The organism is Conyzicola sp. (assembly GCF_057073975.1).
On the sequence record NZ_JBXMIS010000112.1, the window covers coordinates 1 to 14,994 of the forward strand.

Consider the following 14,994-nt stretch of genomic DNA (forward strand, 5'->3'; position numbering starts at 1 on the left):
CACGGCGCCGAATGGCAGCCGTGCACCGGTGGGTTGCGGGTCAACCGATCGGTTGATCCCCCTCGGCTGGCCTGCTCGTGTGCTCCTGCGGCCGCACCGCCCGCGCGACAACCCCGACGACGGCGGCGACCACGAGCAGGGCACCGAGGGCAACGACCGCCCAGCCGATCACCGCCGGGGTGATCGTCGAGACGTCGAAGACGACGATGGCGAAGGATGCCGCGGCGATCAGCAGCAGCACGACGCCCCACGCGATCGTGCCGCCGGCCATCCGGTTCTGGTTGTCGGTGCTCATCGTGTCTCCTCGTTCTCTGGTTCTGCGATAGTGACGGAGCCCTCGCCGACGTACACCCGCACTTCGAGCTCCGGTGTGCCATCGGTGTCGCGCAAATACTCGTTGTCGCCGAACGACTCACGGTTTCCGTCGGCGTCGACGAGGTAGACCTCGCCGGCGCCGATGTGGGTGTCGACGAGCACGGAGTGACCCTCGGGCAGCAGAACCTCGACGTCGGAGGATCCGGCCAGCACGTAGACCCGGTCGGTGCCCGAGCCCTGGTTCTGTGCTCCGTCGTAGTAGTCGGTGAGGTCGAGCTCGACGTCGCCTGCACCGACGAGGTACACGTCTGGCAGGCGAGACCCGCCGTCGGTCGGCGCGAAGAGACCACCGCTGCCCCACTCCGCGTTGGTGACCTGCGCGATGAGGATGATGAAGATCAGTGGCGTCACGACGAACCCGGCGAGGCCGCCGGCCCCTCCGGCCCGTTTGCCGCGCACGCCGTTGGCGATGACTCCGAGGGCCAGCACCGCGAGCAGCACTGCCGCGCCGCTGACGATAGCCGCGAACTCGAGCTCGCCGCCGCCGACCGTGAGCCAGGTGAGCCCGCCGGCGATGAGCCCGAGGCCGATCACGACGAGGCTGAACAGGGGGTGGGGGTTGCCGCGGCGGTACTCCTCCGCACGCTCCGCACGCAGGCGGGCCTGCTCCTGCCGGTTCGCGAGGTGCTGGGCCTGCCAGGCATCGGCCTTCGCCGCCGCCTCATCGCGACGGAAGGCCGCGTTCTCTGCCTTCCACGCCGCCTGCTGCTCACGCCATGCGGCGAACTGCTCCGTCGGCGCCCCCGCCGGGGGAGGGGTCGGGGTCGACGACGTGGGGCCGTTCTGCCGCCGGGCCAGCCAGATGACGAACCAGACCGCCGACGCGAGGATCGCGAGGATCCAGATCGCACGCCCGAAGCCGACACCCCAGTCGGGCTCGCCCCAGAAGCCGGCGCCCGCGAACCAGAAGCCCTGGCTCAGTGGCAGCAGGGACAGCAGCACCATCGCGCCGATGCCGGCGATGGCCGACTCGTACCGTCCGGCGATGAGCTGCTCGAGGTGGATCTTGTTGCTGGAGTCGGGAAGCAGCAGCCACGCCGCCGCGTAGACGAGCAGCGCGGGGCCGCCGAAGATCGCGACGACGACGAGGATTCCGCGCACGATCAGCGGATCGATGCCGAGGCGAAGGCCGACACCGGCGGCGACGCCGCCGATCCAGCCCGGCTCGCGCTGGACGCCCAGCGAGCGCATCCAGCCGAAGAAGCGGTCGCCGGTGCCGGGAGTGCGGGTGCCGGTGCTCTCCGGGCTCTCAGGTTCTGTGGTCTTTGCCATGACTCGATAGTGCCGCTGGCGACACGGCTCCGGCTATCAGGGGAGACCCTGATCCGACCCCGGTTTCGGCCACGGGTGCGCGGAGTCGTGCTTGGATTCAAGGGTGACGACCGCTGCCATCCGCCCCGCGCTGCGCCGCCAGCGCGCGGCCGTGCTCGGTGGCGTGAGTACGGGTCTTGCGCTTCACCTCGGCTGGGACGTGCAGCGCACGCGCCTCCTGTTCGTGCTCGCGTCGCTCGCCGCCGGGGCGGGCATCCTGTTCTATGCGTGGCTGTGGGCGCTCGTGCCGCTGGAGGACGACACGGATGACGCGCAGCCCGTCACGCGCTCCGCGCCGGTCGCCGTCATCCTCGTTGCACTCGCCGCGGCCGCAACCGTCGTCGTGCTGGCCACCGCGCGGCTCGACTCCGTCGTGGGCTGGCTGCTCGTCGTGCTCCTGCTGTGCGGGGCCGCGGTCGCCTGGACCCTCGGCTTCGACCGCACCGACCCTGGCCGCTCTCGGCGGCAGGGGCTGCGCATCCGGCTCATCGCCGTCGGGTTGCTGCTGCTCGCCGGCAGTGTCGCGCTGCTGTCACGCCCGACCGCGCTCGCGGCCGTCGTCGCGGTCGGAATGCTCGTCGGCGCCGTCGCAGTCGTCGTCGCCCCGTTCATCGTGCAGCTCTGGACCGACCTGCTCGCGCAGCGGGCCGCCCGCGTTCGCGAGCTGCAGCGCGCAGAGATCGCCGCCCACCTGCACGACTCGGTGCTGCAGACGCTCGCCCTCATCCAGAACAGGGCCGATCCCGCCAGCGAGGTCGCCCGCATCGCGCGCGCACAGGAGCGCGAGCTGCGCGACTGGCTCTTCGCGGGCGACGCCCCGGCGGTCGACGATCTCGCCGCTGAGCTGCAGAACCTCGCGGCCGGCATCGAGCTCGACTACGCCGTGCGCATCGACGTCGTCTCCACCGGGTCGTTCATCACCGGCCACCCCTCGGTTGTCGCTGCGGCGCGCGAGGCCATGCTCAACGCGGCGAAGCACGCAGGGGGCACGGTGTCGGTCTACATCGAGAGCTCGGCCGAGGCCGTCGACGTGTTCGTGCGCGACCGTGGTATCGGCTTCGACGTCACGGCGCTGCCTGCCGACCGGCTCGGCATCCGGGAGTCCATCATCGGGCGGATGGAGCGCGCGGGAGGCCACGCGACCGTTCGCAACCTCGGGCCCGGCACCGAGGTCCATCTGCACTGGGAGCTCGCATGACCACCGTTGTCATCATCGACGACCACTCCATCTTCCGCTCTGGACTGCGCGCCGACCTCGACGACGACCTCGAGGTGCTCGGCGAGGCGGCCTCCGTGTCGACGGCGATCCAGCTGATCACGGCGACCTCGCCCGAGGTCGTGCTGCTCGACGTGCACCTGCCCGACGGCAACGGCGCACTCGTCATAGCCGGTGCCCCCGGGCCGAGGTATCTCGCGCTGAGCGTCTCGGACAGCGCTGAGGATGTCGTCGGCGTCATCCGCGCAGGAGCCCGCGGCTACATCACCAAGGGCTCGTCGGGCGCAGAGGTCTCTGCGGCAGTCCGCGCCGTCGCGGGCGGCGACGCGGTGTTCAGCCCTCGCCTCGCCGGATTCGTGCTCGACGCCTTCGGCGCCGTCTCCGGCGAGCAGGCCGTCTCCGACGAGGAGCTCGACCGCCTGTCGGCGCGCGAGCAGGAGGTCATGCGCCTCATCGCTCGCGGCCACGCCTACAAGGAGGTCGCCGCCGACCTCTTCATCTCGGTAAAGACCGTCGAGACCCATGTCTCGGCGGTGCTGCGCAAGCTCCAGCTGTCGTCGCGGCACGAGCTCACGTCGTGGGCGCACGCGCGCAAGCTGCTCTAGGCGTTCGCGTCATCCCGGGGTCACGCGCCCCACTTGTGCCAAATCCACCTTCCCGCGCTTGGCGAAGGAGGATTTGGCACAACTCGGTGGCGATTCAGCGAGCGCGGCGTTGTGCAAGCACCCGACGGATGGTCGCAACGACTCGCTCGGGCTCTACAAGGTCATCGGCGTTAAAGTACAGGGTGAGCCAATTCACGCTGGCAAGAGCGGTGTCGCGCGACATGTCCTTTCTCCACTGGGCCTTGTCTCGATGGTGGTCGCCCTGATACTCGAGCGCGAGCAAGCAGTCGACGAATGCGACGTCGATGCGGTAGTCCCTGCCGTCCACGCTGGTCCAGTGATTGACGCGGAACCCCTCGATTCCGGCGAGCACGAGAATGACGCGCATCCTCGACTCCTGCGGTGATTCCGCACGCGTCTCCAGCAGGGGCAGCGCTGCGGTCAGCCGCGCTCGGCCGCGTCCTCCGTGGTACCGATTCACTGCATCCTCGAGACAGCTCAGCGTGCGCAACGGTTGCTGATGATGGATGATGTGGTCCCCAACCGCGACAAGATCGGGCAGCGTGAGCGTCGCTGCAAGATCGCAGAAGGTTCGCTCGGGTGTGCTCACCCGAAGTGCGTGCCAGAGCTGCCAGTCGCCTCCCATGAGGCGGACGCTGTGCCCAACGACCCCACGACCCCGAGGCGCGGTGGCCGGTGAGGCGATTGCAACGTGAAGTGGACGATCGTGCTCAAGCCGAATGGGGATGGGCAGGCCCATGATCATCGCTGCCGTAATCGAGTGAAAGAAGGCCGCGTTGGGCATCCATTCTTGATAGCTCTGGCACAGTCCCTCGAGGTCGAGCTGCCGTGGTGAGGGGTGGCGCACTCCATGAAACGGTCGCTGGAGGTCCGTGCCTTCTAGCCGCTTCTTTCCGATACCCGCTTCGATGGCGCGAGCACGACGAAAGGGTGACCCGGTGAACTGCGGCGGCAACGGAATACGTGGATGCATGCAGGGATGCTGCCCTCCACGACCTCCGCCCGCAGCCGCCCGTGCTCCAATTGTGCGAAATCCTCCTTCGCCACGAGTGGGAAGGAGGATTTGGCACAACTCGGAGGCGACGGCTCCCCGACTCAGACCGCGAACAGCCTCTGCAGCCGCGCAACACCCTCTGCCAAGGCGTCGTCGCCGAGGGCGTACGACAGCCGCAGGTAGCCGGATGGACCGAACGCCTCGCCAGGCACGACCGCAACCTCTGCCTTCTCGAGGATGTAGTCGGCCAGTTCGAGCGAGGTCGCGATGCCAAGGCGCGCCATGAGCGCTGTCACATCGGGGTAGACGTAGAACGCCCCCTCCGGCGTCGGGCACACCACGCCGTCGATCTGGTTGAGCCCGGCGACGATCGCGTTGCGGCGGCGCTCGAACGCGTCGCGCATGACGAGCACCTCATCCTGCGGTCCGGTGAGCGCCTCGAGCGCCGCCTTCTGCGAGATGTTGGAGACGTTGGATGAGAGGTGCGACTGCAGGTTCGCCGCCGCCTTGATCGCGTCGGCTGGTCCCACCATCCAGCCGAGGCGCCAGCCGGTCATGGCGTACGTCTTCGCGACGCCGTTGACGAGGATCGTCTGGTCGGCGAGTGCCGGCACCGCCTCGACGATGGACACGGCCCTGAGCCCGTCGTAGACGAGGTTCTGATAGATCTCGTCGGCGATGACCCAGATGCCGTGCTCGAGGGCCCACTCGCCGATCGCGCGCGTCTGCTCGAGCGAGTACACGGCACCGGTCGGGTTCGAGGGGGACACGAACAGCAGCACCTTGGTGCGCGGGGTGCGAGCCGCCTCCAACTGCTCGACGGTCACGAGGTAGTCCTGGTCGGCTCCCGCGAAGACCTCGACGGGAACGCCTCCCGCGAGCTTGACGGCCTCGGGGTACGTCGTCCAGTAGGGGGCGGGGAGGATGGCCTCGTCGCCGTCATCGAGCAGGGTCGCGAACGACTGGTACACGGCCTGCTTGCCGCCGTTGGTCACGATCACCTGCGAGGCGTCGACCGCCCAGCCGGAGTCGCGGGCCGTCTTCTCTGCGATCGCCGCGCGAAGGTCTGGCAGTCCGGCTGCCGGCGTGTAGCGGTAGTTCTTGGGGTCGAGCACCGCGGCGGATGCCGCCTCGACGATGTGCGCCGGGGTCGAGAAATCCGGCTCGCCGGCGGCGTAGCTGATGACGGGACGACCGGCCGCCTGCAGGGCCTTGGCCTTGGCATCCACCTTGAGTGTTGCCGACTCGGCGATCGCGGCGATCCTGGACGATATTCTGGATGAGGTACCTGGCACGCATCCAATCTTAAGTCCAACGCATTTGGCGTTGGCCACAGATGGCTTACACTCGTCTAGGTAGTTGAAATCTGCCAAGCTTTGTCATGCCCTCGATCAGGGTCAATCCCCGGCATCACGACGTGACACAGCTATGCAGAAATGAGCTCGGCAGAAATGAGCTCGGTGGTACAACACCGCATAGGGCGGTGGCTCAATTGGTAGAGCAGCGGTCTCCAAAACCGCAGGTTGCAGGTTCGAGTCCTGTCCGCCCTGCAAGTCCGGTACACACAGTGCCGGCAGGCCAGAACGACGCAGATCGCATCGACGAGATGTCGGAAGGTAGTGAAAGTGGCTAAGAAGGTTATCGACGAGCCGAGCGAGGATGTCGTCGCCAACGCCCGCAAGGAGCGCGCCCAGAAGCGCGGTCCCCTCGGGCGCTTCAGCCTGTTCATTCGCCAGGTGTTCGCCGAGCTGCGCAAGGTCGTCACCCCGACGCGTCGTGAGCTCTTCACGTTCACGCTCGTCGTGCTCGTGTTCGTCGTCATCATGATGGCGCTCGTGGGCGGCCTCGACTGGATCAACGCCCTCATCGTCAACTTCGTGTTCGCCGATCCGGCCTAACTAACGACTTTTCGCGGCCATCGCCGCTACGGCACCACATACGGAAGAAGATTTACGTGACTGAGAACCACCGCGACGACATCGACCTCGCGACGGCAGCAGAGCAGTCCTCCGAGGAGGACGAGAGCCAGGAGGGCAACTCGCTGTCGGAAGACGAGCACTCGGTCGACTCGGCTGAGCACGCGGCGATCCACATCGAGGGCGACTCGACGGGTGACGAGGACCTCGCTGCCCTGCTCGCAGCCCTCGACGCCGCCACCGATCCAGAGGCCGACAAGGTCATCGACGACGCTCTCGACGTCGACTCGCTCGAGGAGGCCAACGCCTCTGTCGCCGCCGCGCAGGACGAGGCCGACATCGAGGCAGAGGAAGAGGCCCTCGAAGAGCCAGACGTCACGCCGTACGACGGACCAGAGCTCGGCGACGACGAGGAGACCGACGAGGCTGCCGCAGAGGCAGAGGAGGTCGACCCCTACGAGGCGTTCAAGAACGAGCTGCGCGCCAAGCCGGGCAAGTGGTACGTCATCCACTCCTACGCCGGGTTCGAGAAGCGCGTGAAGTCCAACATCGAGAACCGCAAGGTCTCCCTGACCATGGAGGACTACGTCTTCGAGGTGCAGGTGCCGATGGAGGATGTCGTCGAGATCAAGAACGGACAGCGCAAGCTGGTCAACCGCGTTCGCATCCCCGGCTACGTGCTCGTTCGCATGGACCTCAACGAAGACAGCTGGTCGGTCGTTCGCCACACCCCCGGTGTGACCGGATTCGTCGGCAACTCCCACAACCCGACGCCGCTTCGCTTCAACGAGGCCTTCGACATGCTGAAGAGCCTCGTGCAGGTCGTCGAGGCCCCCGCAGCCAAGGGCTCTGCCACAAAGGGCAAGTCCACCTCGCGGGTCATCCCGACCGAGGTCGACTTCGAGATCGGCGAGACCATCACGATCAAGGAGGGCTCGTTCGCTGGCCTTCCCGGCTCGATCAGCGAGATCAAGCCGGAGAGCGGCAAGCTCACTGTGCTCGTCTCGCTCTTCGAGCGCGAGACCCCGGTCGAGCTCAGCTTCGACCAGGTCACCAAACAATAGGCACGCCGCCGCTCCTGCGGCGTGCGTCGTCCGCTCCGCAGCACGATCGCGGTCGCGCTGCAGATCGGCTAAAGTAGCAAGGTTGCCTAACGAGCAATCCAATAGACCACCGCATCCATTCGGGATGTAGGGAGAGTGGGCCTCGGCCCGTTCGAATAGAAAGAAGAAGAAATGGCACCGAAGAAGAAGGTCACAGGTCTGATTAAGCTTCAGATCCAGGCCGGCGCCGCCAACCCAGCCCCGCCAATCGGCCCGGCCCTCGGTCAGCACGGCGTTAACATCATGGAGTTCTGCAAGGCCTACAACGCGGCGACCGAAGCCCAGCGTGGCAACGTCATCCCGGTCGAGATCACCGTCTACGAGGACCGCTCGTTCACGTTCATCCTCAAGACCCCGCCGGCAGCAGAGCTCATCAAGAAGGCCGCTGGCGTCTCCAAGGGCTCGTCGACTCCTCACACCGTGAAGGTCGCGAAGCTCACCAAGGACCAGGTTCGCGCAATCGCCGAGCAGAAGATGGTCGACCTCAACGCCAACGACGTCGAGGGCGCAATGAAGATCATCGCGGGCACCGCTCGCTCCATGGGAATCACGGTGGACGCATAATGGCTAAGAACTCCAAGGCATACAAGGCCGCTCTCGAGAAGATCGAAGAGGGTCGTTTCTACACTCCGAGCGAGGCAGTCAACGTCGCGCGCGTGACGGGCTCCGCCAAGTTCGACTCCACCATTGAGGTCGCCCTCAAGCTCGGTGTCGACCCGCGCAAGGCAGACCAGATGGTGCGCGGCACCGTCATCCTGCCCCACGGCACCGGCAAGACCGCTCGCGTCATCGTGTTCGCCACGGGTCCGGCAGCAGAGGCCGCTATCGCGGCTGGCGCTGACGAGGTCGGTGGAGCAGAGCTCATCGACAAGGTGGCTGGCGGCTACACCGCATTCGACGCCGCCGTCTCGACCCCGGAGCTCATGGGCCAGGTCGGCCGTCTCGGCAAGGTGCTCGGCCCGCGTGGCCTCATGCCGAACCCGAAGACCGGTACGGTCACCCAGGACACCGCCAAGGCTGTCTCCGACATCAAGGGCGGAAAGATCGAGTTCCGCGTCGACAAGCACTCCAACGTGCACTTCGTCGCAGGCAAGGCCTCCTTCTCCGAGGAGCAGCTCGCCGAGAACATCAAGGCAGCACTCGACGAGATCGTGCGCTCCAAGCCGTCGAGCTCGAAGGGCCGCTACATCACGAAGGCGACCGTTTCGACGACCTTCGGCCCTGGCATCCCGGTTGATGTCAACGCCATCTAAGTAGGTCACATCAGGGAGGGGCTCGCGAAAGCGGGCCCCTCTTCTGCTTTTATTGAGTTCTGCTTCTATTGAGGTACCGTCCGCGCGAACGAGAGCTGTGATGAGCCCAGAGTCGAGAAACGACCACGTCGTGGCCTTCGTCGTTCGTCCGGCGCGCGCGGGTGACGCCGTCTCGCTGCACCTGATCGCCGCCGCGACGTTTCCGCTCGCCTGTCTTCCAGAGACGCCCGCATCATCCATCGCCGCCTACATCGACGAGAACCTCTCTGTCGAGCGGTTCCGGCGGCACCTGACGTCGCCCGACACCAGCCTGTTCATTGCGGAGGTCAACGGCACCCCCGCCGGGTACGCCCTGCTCAACCTGGTGGAGACACGGGACGCCGAGGTGCGCCCCTACCTGAGTGCTTCACCGTCGGTCGAGCTCGACAAGTTCTACCTGCTCGCCGGTCGACACGGCTCTGGTCTCGCCGACGACCTCATGCGAGCAGTGCTGGAGGAGGCGCGAGAGCACGGTGCGGCGACGCTGTGGCTCAGCGTCGGTCAGCGCAACGACAGAGCGAATGCCTTCTACGACCGGTACGGCTTCGAGCGTCGGGGGTCGAGAACCTTCCCCATCGCAGACAGCTCAGAGGAAGACCTCGTGCGCGAGCTGGTGCTCGCGTGATCAGAAGAGCAACGGCAGCGGATGCGGCAGCACTCGCAGCGCTCGCCGCCGCCACCTTCCCCCTCGCCTGCCCTCCCGATGCCCTGCCGGAGTCGATCCAGGCCTTCATCGCCGCTCACCTTACCGAGCGCAACTTCGACGCATACCTAGCCGACCCGTCACGGGTGCTGCTCATCGCAGAGCAGAACGGCACGCCGAGCGGATACACCATGCTCGTGTCGGGCGAGCCAGCCGACCCCGACGTCGTCGCCGCGGTGACGGTGCGCCCGACGGTCGAGCTGAGCAAGTGCTACGTGGTCGCGCAGGCGCACGGGTCTGGCCTTGCCGGTGAGCTGATCACCGCATCTATCGACGCGGCGCGCGAACAGGGCGCTGCGGGAATCTGGCTCGGCGTCAATAATGAGAACGTCAAGGCCAATCGCTTCTACGAGAAGCACGGGTTCGTGCGAGTCGGCACGAAGAAGTTCCTCGTCGGTGAGCGCTGGGAAGACGACTTCGTGAGGGAGAGGCGGCTGTAGGTGGACGATCTCGCCGTCGAGGTGCGCCAGGCTGACCGCTCTGACGCCGTCATGCTGCACCTCATCGCGGCCGCCACCTTCCCTCTCGCGTGCGTCGGAACCGCGCCGGAGGACGTGCGGCAGCACATCGACGAGCATCTCACCGTCGAGCGGTTTCGCGAGTATGCGGCCGATGAGAGTCTGCGGCTGCTCGTCGTCGAGGCGAACGGCACTCCGGCCGGCTATGCGATGGTCAATCTCGAACGCACCGGCAACGCCGACGTGCTCGCCCTCGTCTCGACTCCCAACACCGTCGAGCTCGTCACGTTCTACCTACTGGCCGGTCGGCAGGGCTCAGGCCTCGCGGACTCGCTGATGAACGCGGCGATCGCGGAGGCGAAGGACAGCGGGGCTGCGTCGATATGGCTCGGCGTAGCCGACCACAACTCGCGCGCGAACAGCTTCTACGACAGGTACCACTTCACGCGGCGCGGAACGAAGACCTTCATGGTCGGCTCCGCGGCCCTCACCGACCTGATTCGCGAGAAGACCCTCTAGACCTCGCTGACGGTCAGCACGATCTTGCCGCGGGTGTGACCCGTCTCGAGTGCCTCGTGGGCGCGGCTGGCGGAGTCGAGCGAAAACACCTGGTCGACGAAGACCTTCACGTCACCCGATTCGAGCAGTCGGGAGATCACCGCGAGGGTCGAGCCGTCGGCGCTGACCTTGTAGTGTGTCGCGCGCACCCCGGCAACCGCCGCATCCTCCATCATCGAGTCCCAGCTGCCGGTCGGCGCGTTCACCAGCAGCCCGCCGGGGCGCAGCACGGACAGTGAGCGAGTGCCGGTCGTATCGTGCACGTTGCCGATGAGGTCGATGACGACATCCACGTCGTCGAGCACCTCTTCGAACCGCTCCGAGGTGTGGTCGACCACCTCGTTGGCACCGAGCTCCCGCAGCCAGCCGAGGTTGCGGGTCGACCCGGTGGCGATGACGTATGCGCCGAAGAACCGCGCGAACTGAACCGCGAAGTGCCCGACGCCGCCGGCTCCGGCGTGGATGAGCACCCGCTGGCCCTCGTGCGCCTTGCCGAGCTCGACCACCATGCCCCACGCCGTGAGGGCGGCGAGCGGAACCCCGGCGGCCTCGACGTGCGACAGCGACTTCGGCTTGCGGGTGAGGCTGATGGCAGGCACGGTCACGTACTCCGCGTAGGTGCCGCTCTGCCGGGGAACCGTGACCATGCCGTAGACCTCGTCGCCGGGCTTGATCGGGTGGCCCTCGTAGGGAGACGAGACGACGACACCGCTGAAGTCGTTGCCGAGCACTGCTGGATACGACGGAATCGCTGCTGCCACGCCGCGACCCGCGCGCGTCTTGGCGTCGATCGGGTTGACGCCAGCGGCGACGACCTTCACGAGGAACTCGGCGTTGACCGGCATCGGGCGCGGGGCTTCGGCGATCTGCAGAACATCTGGCCCCCCGGTGCCCTCCATGATGATGGCGCGCATCGTGCTCATTCCGTGGCCTCCCTGCCGATGTAGCTCAAGTAAAGAGGGCCAATGATTCGGCGTTGTTACGACGCGATAACTTCGGTGCAAAACATCAGCGTTCGCGCCGCAGCAGCGCGATGAGCTGGTTGGCGAGGCCCACCAGCACGTGGATCTCGTTGTCGTCGCGCTCGATCCAGCGCACCTGGGGCTCTGGGGCAACGGGAACGAAGTCGAGGTGCTGCTCCCAGACCAGCAGGGTGCGCTCTGCCCCGAGCACGTACTGCTGCCACCACACCTGACGAAGATAGGAGCGCGGGATGCTGCGCCAGGGTGAGCTTGTCGTCTTGATCTCTGCGAGAACCAGGCTGCCATCCCGCATGGCGACGCCATCCGGCGTCGCCAGGTGCAGCTTCTCGCCGTCGGCGTGGAACAACGCGTCGCTCGGCTCGATGCGGTGCTCCGCTCGCACCCAGCGGGCGATCTCCGGCTCGCGGGCGCGGCCGTGGTCGGTGAACGCGTTGCCGCTGAAGCTGGAGCCCATGAGCTTGTCGATCGCGACCGCCTGCAGGGCCGATCTGCTCGAGAGCCTGGCGACATCCGTTGCCGTGATTCCGCGGCTGCGGGCGCGCAGCCAGGCGACGCGATCGCTGGCACGGGCCACGATCCGATCGGTGTGCGCGACAGGCGGCTCATCCCAGAGGGAGAGCGTCGGCTGCACGGAGGTCACGCGTCCATTCTCCCCCCGCCATGGGCTCGGCAGAGGCATAGACCTGCACAGGATTGCCATAGGAATCGCATGGATACTCGAACCATGAGCCAGCACACTCCGGCAGCAGCTGCGTCGAAGGCCGCGCAGCCGCGCATGACCCGCGCCGACGGGTCTGCCATCCGCGCGGTCGTCGTCGACGACGAGGACTCCCTGACCGACCTTCTCTCGATGGCGCTCCGCTACGAGGGGTGGGATGTGCGCATCGCGGCCGACGGCCAGAAGGCCCTCGCCCTCGCGCGGGAGTTTCGCCCCGACGTGATCGTTCTCGACATCATGCTCCCCGACATCGACGGCATGCAGGTGCTGACCCGGCTGCGTGCCGACGGCATCCAGACGCCCGTGCTGTTCCTGACGGCGAAGGATGCCCTCGACGACCGCATCGCCGGCCTCACCATCGGGGGCGACGACTACGTCACCAAGCCGTTCAGCCTCGAGGAGCTGGTTGCCCGGCTGCGCGGACTCATTCGACGCGCCGCCCTCACGAGTGGTGGGTCGAGCGACTCCTTCATCCAGGTCGGCGATCTCACCCTCGACGAGGACAGCTACGAGGTCGCCCGTGACGGCACGGCCGTCGAGCTGACGGCAACGGAGTTCGAGCTGCTGCGGTTCCTCATGCGCAACCCGCGCCGGGTGCTCAGCAAGAGCCAGATCCTCGACCGGGTCTGGCGCTACGACTTCGGGGGCAAGTCGAGCATTGTCGAGCTCTACATCTCCTACCTCCGCAAGAAGATCGACTCCCTCGGGCCGCGCATGATCCACACCGTGCACGGCGTCGGGTACATGCTGAAGCCGGGGGAGTGATGCGCCGCTGGACCCTCCGTCGCCAGCTGATCGCGGCGATCTCGCTCCTGCTCGTCATCCTCAGCGTCATCATCGGCCTCGTGAGCGTGCTGGCCCTGCGCGGCTACCTCACCGACCGGCTCGATGAGCAGCTCGCCGCGGCGACCTCGCGGTTCCAGGGCGTCGTCGAACGCCCCGATGGGCCCTACAACGGAGAGCGCCCCGACAGCCCCGCCCCGGCCCTCCCGCTCTCTGGGCTGCAGCCGGGAGCGATCGGGGCCTTCATCGACGACGGCAGCATTCGGGGCGCGATCCTCGGCGATGAGCTAGGCACCACGGTGCTCACCCCGGCGCAGGCCTCTGCACTGCGATCGGTTCCCACCGACGGCTCGGCCGTCACGGTCGACCTCGGCAGCCTCGGCGAGTACCGCGCGGCCGCGACGGCAACCGACGGCGACGACATCGCCCTCATCGCCCTTCCCCTCGCCGAGCTCGAGTCGACCGTGCTGCAGCTGGTGACTGTCATCGCCCTCGTCGCGGCCGGCGGGCTCGTGGTCGTGCTCATCGGCGGCACCGCGATCGTGCGCTACGCCCTTCGACCGCTCGACCGGGTCGTCGCCACCGCGACCCACGTGGCAGAGCTGCCTCTCGACCGGGGCGAGGTTGCGCTCTCTGTTCGCGTGCCAGAGGAGGACGCCCAGCCGTCGACCGAGGTCGGCACGGTCGGCGCCGCCATCAACCACATGCTCGCCAACATCGCCAACGCCCTGAGCGCGCGCGAGGCGAGCGAACGAAAGGTGCGCACCTTCGTGGCGGATGCCAGCCACGAGCTGCGCACACCGCTCGCCTCGATCCGCGGCTACGCAGAGCTCACCCGCCGTGGCGGACACGAGCTTCCCGATGACGTGGTGCGGGCGATGGGCCGCATCGAGTCGGAGTCGGTGCGCATGACCTCCCTCGTCGAAGACCTGCTGCTGCTCGCGCGCCTCGATGACGGCCGAGAGCTCGAGTCTGCCCCGGTCGACCTCACTGGCCTGCTGGTCGACGCCGTCAGCGACGCGCAGGCCGCGGGGCCAGACCACTCCTGGGCGCTCGACATTCCCGACGAGCCGGTCGTCGTGCTCGGCGACGCGCCTCGCCTTCACCAGGTACTCGTCAACCTGCTCGGCAACGCGAGAACCCACACCCCGGCGGGAACCTCGGTCACGGCATCCATTCGGCACACAGACCAGAGCGCGGTGATCACGGTCACGGATGACGGCCCCGGCATCGCAGCCGACCTGCAGCCGACCCTGTTCGAGCGCTTCGTTCGCGGAGACAGCTCGCGCTCGCGGGCGGCCGGCTCCACCGGCCTCGGGCTCGCGATCGTCGCGGCGGTCGTCGAGGCGCACGGCGGAACCGTTGCGGTGTCGAGCGAGCCCGGCCGCACGACCTTCACCGTCGGTTTGCCGATCGCACCGTAGTCACGTACTCTTATCGAAGCCAAAGACCGCTGGTCTTCGCTGTGCCTCGGCAGAGTGAACGAAGTTCTCGCAAGAGAAGCCCGCGCAGGTGTGTGAAGTTTTCTTCTGTTGAAACAGAAATCAGCTCCGTGCGCCAGCGCCGGAGCATTTTTTTATGCTCCGGAACGTCTGAAGTAAAAGACAACTATTCAAGGAGTGCCATGGCGAACAAGGAAGCATCCGTCGCCGAGCTCACGAACCTGTTTCGTGACTCGAACGCCGTTCTGCTGACCGAGTACCGCGGTCTCACTGTGGCGCAGCTCAAGAGCCTGCGCCAGTCCATCAGCGAGCACGCGACCTACGCCGTCGTCAAGAACACGCTCACCAAGATCGCGGCGAACGAGGCTGGCATCAGCTCGTTCGACGACCAGCTCGCTGGTCCGTCCGCGCTCGCGTTCGTGCACGGCGACACCGTCGCCGTCGCGAAGGCACTGCGTGACTTCTCCAAGGCGAACCCTCTGCTCGTGGTCAAGGGGGGCTATTTCGATGGCGCCC

At 67.0% G+C, this 14,994-nt stretch carries 18 protein-coding genes and 1 tRNA gene; 13 read left to right on the plus strand and 6 right to left on the minus strand.

What is annotated here, in order from left to right:
• Positions 1-40: 40 nt before the first annotated feature.
• A complete protein-coding gene (locus AC14A7_RS10120) occupies positions 41-295 on the minus strand; it encodes a hypothetical protein (RefSeq protein WP_484008633.1) in 255 nt (84 codons plus the stop codon).
• The gene (locus AC14A7_RS10125; protein ID WP_484008635.1) at positions 292-1,647 is read right to left on the minus strand and encodes a PspC domain-containing protein; all 1,356 of its coding nucleotides are present in this window, start codon (positions 1,645-1,647) and stop codon (positions 292-294) included. Before AC14A7_RS10125 ends, AC14A7_RS10120 begins: the two co-directional genes overlap by 4 nt.
• A 103-nt stretch (positions 1,648-1,750) precedes the next feature.
• Between AC14A7_RS10125 and AC14A7_RS10130 the strand changes: the two genes are divergently transcribed.
• A complete protein-coding gene (locus AC14A7_RS10130; RefSeq protein ID WP_484008637.1) occupies positions 1,751-2,884 on the plus strand; it encodes an ATP-binding protein in 1,134 nt (377 codons plus the stop codon).
• Positions 2,881-3,507: a LuxR C-terminal-related transcriptional regulator gene (locus tag AC14A7_RS10135; protein ID WP_484008639.1), complete on the plus strand. Its 627-nt coding sequence runs from the start codon at positions 2,881-2,883 to the stop codon at positions 3,505-3,507. The genes AC14A7_RS10130 and AC14A7_RS10135 overlap by 4 nt, the downstream gene beginning before the upstream one ends.
• A gap of 94 nt (positions 3,508-3,601) precedes the next feature.
• On the opposite strand, the gene AC14A7_RS10140 is transcribed toward AC14A7_RS10135, so the two are convergent.
• Entirely contained in the window at positions 3,602-4,501 is a 900-nt protein-coding gene (locus AC14A7_RS10140; RefSeq protein WP_484008641.1) for an endonuclease domain-containing protein, read from the minus strand.
• Positions 4,502-4,623: 122 nt separating this feature from the next.
• Positions 4,624-5,817 (minus strand): pyridoxal phosphate-dependent aminotransferase, encoded by a 1,194-nt coding sequence (locus tag AC14A7_RS10145; protein WP_484008643.1) that lies wholly within the window; start codon positions 5,815-5,817, stop codon positions 4,624-4,626.
• A gap of 182 nt (positions 5,818-5,999) precedes the next feature.
• Here AC14A7_RS10145 and AC14A7_RS10150 point away from each other — a divergent pair.
• The 8 genes from AC14A7_RS10150 to AC14A7_RS10185 all read left to right on the plus strand — a co-directional run bounded on the left by AC14A7_RS10150 (position 6,000) and on the right by AC14A7_RS10185 (position 10,513).
• A tRNA-Trp gene (locus AC14A7_RS10150) sits at positions 6,000-6,072 on the plus strand.
• Positions 6,073-6,147: 75 nt separating this feature from the next.
• Positions 6,148-6,420 (plus strand): preprotein translocase subunit SecE, encoded by a 273-nt coding sequence (secE, locus tag AC14A7_RS10155; protein ID WP_484008645.1) that lies wholly within the window; start codon positions 6,148-6,150, stop codon positions 6,418-6,420.
• 56 nt (positions 6,421-6,476) lie between these two features.
• Positions 6,477-7,502 carry a transcription termination/antitermination protein NusG gene (nusG, locus tag AC14A7_RS10160; RefSeq protein ID WP_484008647.1) on the plus strand — a complete coding sequence of 342 codons (1,026 nt, stop codon included), beginning with the start codon at positions 6,477-6,479 and terminating at the stop codon, positions 7,500-7,502.
• A gap of 171 nt (positions 7,503-7,673) precedes the next feature.
• Positions 7,674-8,105, plus strand: a complete 432-nt coding sequence (rplK, locus tag AC14A7_RS10165; RefSeq protein ID WP_484008649.1) for a 50S ribosomal protein L11 — start codon at positions 7,674-7,676, stop codon at positions 8,103-8,105.
• Positions 8,105-8,794: a 50S ribosomal protein L1 gene (gene rplA / locus AC14A7_RS10170; RefSeq protein ID WP_484008651.1), complete on the plus strand. Its 690-nt coding sequence runs from the start codon at positions 8,105-8,107 to the stop codon at positions 8,792-8,794. The genes rplK and rplA overlap by 1 nt, the downstream gene beginning before the upstream one ends.
• A 100-nt stretch (positions 8,795-8,894) precedes the next feature.
• Complete coding sequence (locus AC14A7_RS10175; RefSeq protein ID WP_484008653.1) at positions 8,895-9,458, plus strand: N-acetyltransferase family protein; 564 nt, start codon at positions 8,895-8,897, stop codon at positions 9,456-9,458.
• Positions 9,455-9,976 carry an N-acetyltransferase family protein gene (locus tag AC14A7_RS10180; RefSeq protein WP_484008655.1) on the plus strand — a complete coding sequence of 174 codons (522 nt, stop codon included), beginning with the start codon at positions 9,455-9,457 and terminating at the stop codon, positions 9,974-9,976. The genes AC14A7_RS10175 and AC14A7_RS10180 overlap by 4 nt, the downstream gene beginning before the upstream one ends.
• Entirely contained in the window at positions 9,977-10,513 is a 537-nt protein-coding gene (locus AC14A7_RS10185) for a GNAT family N-acetyltransferase (RefSeq protein WP_484008657.1), read from the plus strand.
• Here the strand turns inward: AC14A7_RS10185 and AC14A7_RS10190 are convergent.
• Entirely contained in the window at positions 10,510-11,475 is a 966-nt protein-coding gene (locus AC14A7_RS10190; protein ID WP_484008659.1) for an NADP-dependent oxidoreductase, read from the minus strand. The two genes, AC14A7_RS10185 and AC14A7_RS10190, sit on opposite strands and share 4 nt — an antisense overlap.
• An 85-nt stretch (positions 11,476-11,560) precedes the next feature.
• Positions 11,561-12,175 carry a YqaJ viral recombinase family protein gene (locus tag AC14A7_RS10195; protein ID WP_484008661.1) on the minus strand — a complete coding sequence of 205 codons (615 nt, stop codon included), beginning with the start codon at positions 12,173-12,175 and terminating at the stop codon, positions 11,561-11,563.
• An 84-nt stretch (positions 12,176-12,259) separates the two neighbouring features.
• On the opposite strand from AC14A7_RS10195, the gene AC14A7_RS10200 reads away from it, so the two are divergent.
• The 3 genes from AC14A7_RS10200 to rplJ form a co-directional block, all read left to right on the plus strand.
• Positions 12,260-13,018 carry a response regulator transcription factor gene (locus tag AC14A7_RS10200; RefSeq protein ID WP_484008663.1) on the plus strand — a complete coding sequence of 253 codons (759 nt, stop codon included), beginning with the start codon at positions 12,260-12,262 and terminating at the stop codon, positions 13,016-13,018.
• Positions 13,018-14,460: a sensor histidine kinase gene (locus AC14A7_RS10205; protein WP_484008665.1), complete on the plus strand. Its 1,443-nt coding sequence runs from the start codon at positions 13,018-13,020 to the stop codon at positions 14,458-14,460. Before AC14A7_RS10200 ends, AC14A7_RS10205 begins: the two co-directional genes overlap by 1 nt.
• A gap of 200 nt (positions 14,461-14,660) precedes the next feature.
• Positions 14,661-14,994 (plus strand): 50S ribosomal protein L10 (gene rplJ / locus AC14A7_RS10210; RefSeq protein WP_484008667.1); only part of this gene is annotated, 334 nt, incomplete at its 3' end.

Coding starts and splice junctions, on each gene's coding strand:
- rplA (WP_484008651.1), top strand. CDS start 8,105: ATGGCTAAGAACTCCAAGGCATACAAGGCCGCTCTCGAGAAGATCGAA.
- AC14A7_RS10135 (WP_484008639.1), top strand. CDS start 2,881: ATGACCACCGTTGTCATCATCGACGACCACTCCATCTTCCGCTCTGGA.
- AC14A7_RS10200 (WP_484008663.1), top strand. CDS start 12,260: ATGAGCCAGCACACTCCGGCAGCAGCTGCGTCGAAGGCCGCGCAGCCG.
- rplK (WP_484008649.1), top strand. CDS start 7,674: ATGGCACCGAAGAAGAAGGTCACAGGTCTGATTAAGCTTCAGATCCAG.
- AC14A7_RS10190 (WP_484008659.1), bottom strand. CDS start 11,475: ATGAGCACGATGCGCGCCATCATCATGGAGGGCACCGGGGGGCCAGAT.
- AC14A7_RS10140 (WP_484008641.1), bottom strand. CDS start 4,501: ATGCATCCACGTATTCCGTTGCCGCCGCAGTTCACCGGGTCACCCTTT.
- AC14A7_RS10205 (WP_484008665.1), top strand. CDS start 13,018: ATGCGCCGCTGGACCCTCCGTCGCCAGCTGATCGCGGCGATCTCGCTC.
- AC14A7_RS10120 (WP_484008633.1), bottom strand. CDS start 295: ATGAGCACCGACAACCAGAACCGGATGGCCGGCGGCACGATCGCGTGG.
- AC14A7_RS10175 (WP_484008653.1), top strand. CDS start 8,895: ATGAGCCCAGAGTCGAGAAACGACCACGTCGTGGCCTTCGTCGTTCGT.
- AC14A7_RS10125 (WP_484008635.1), bottom strand. CDS start 1,647: ATGGCAAAGACCACAGAACCTGAGAGCCCGGAGAGCACCGGCACCCGC.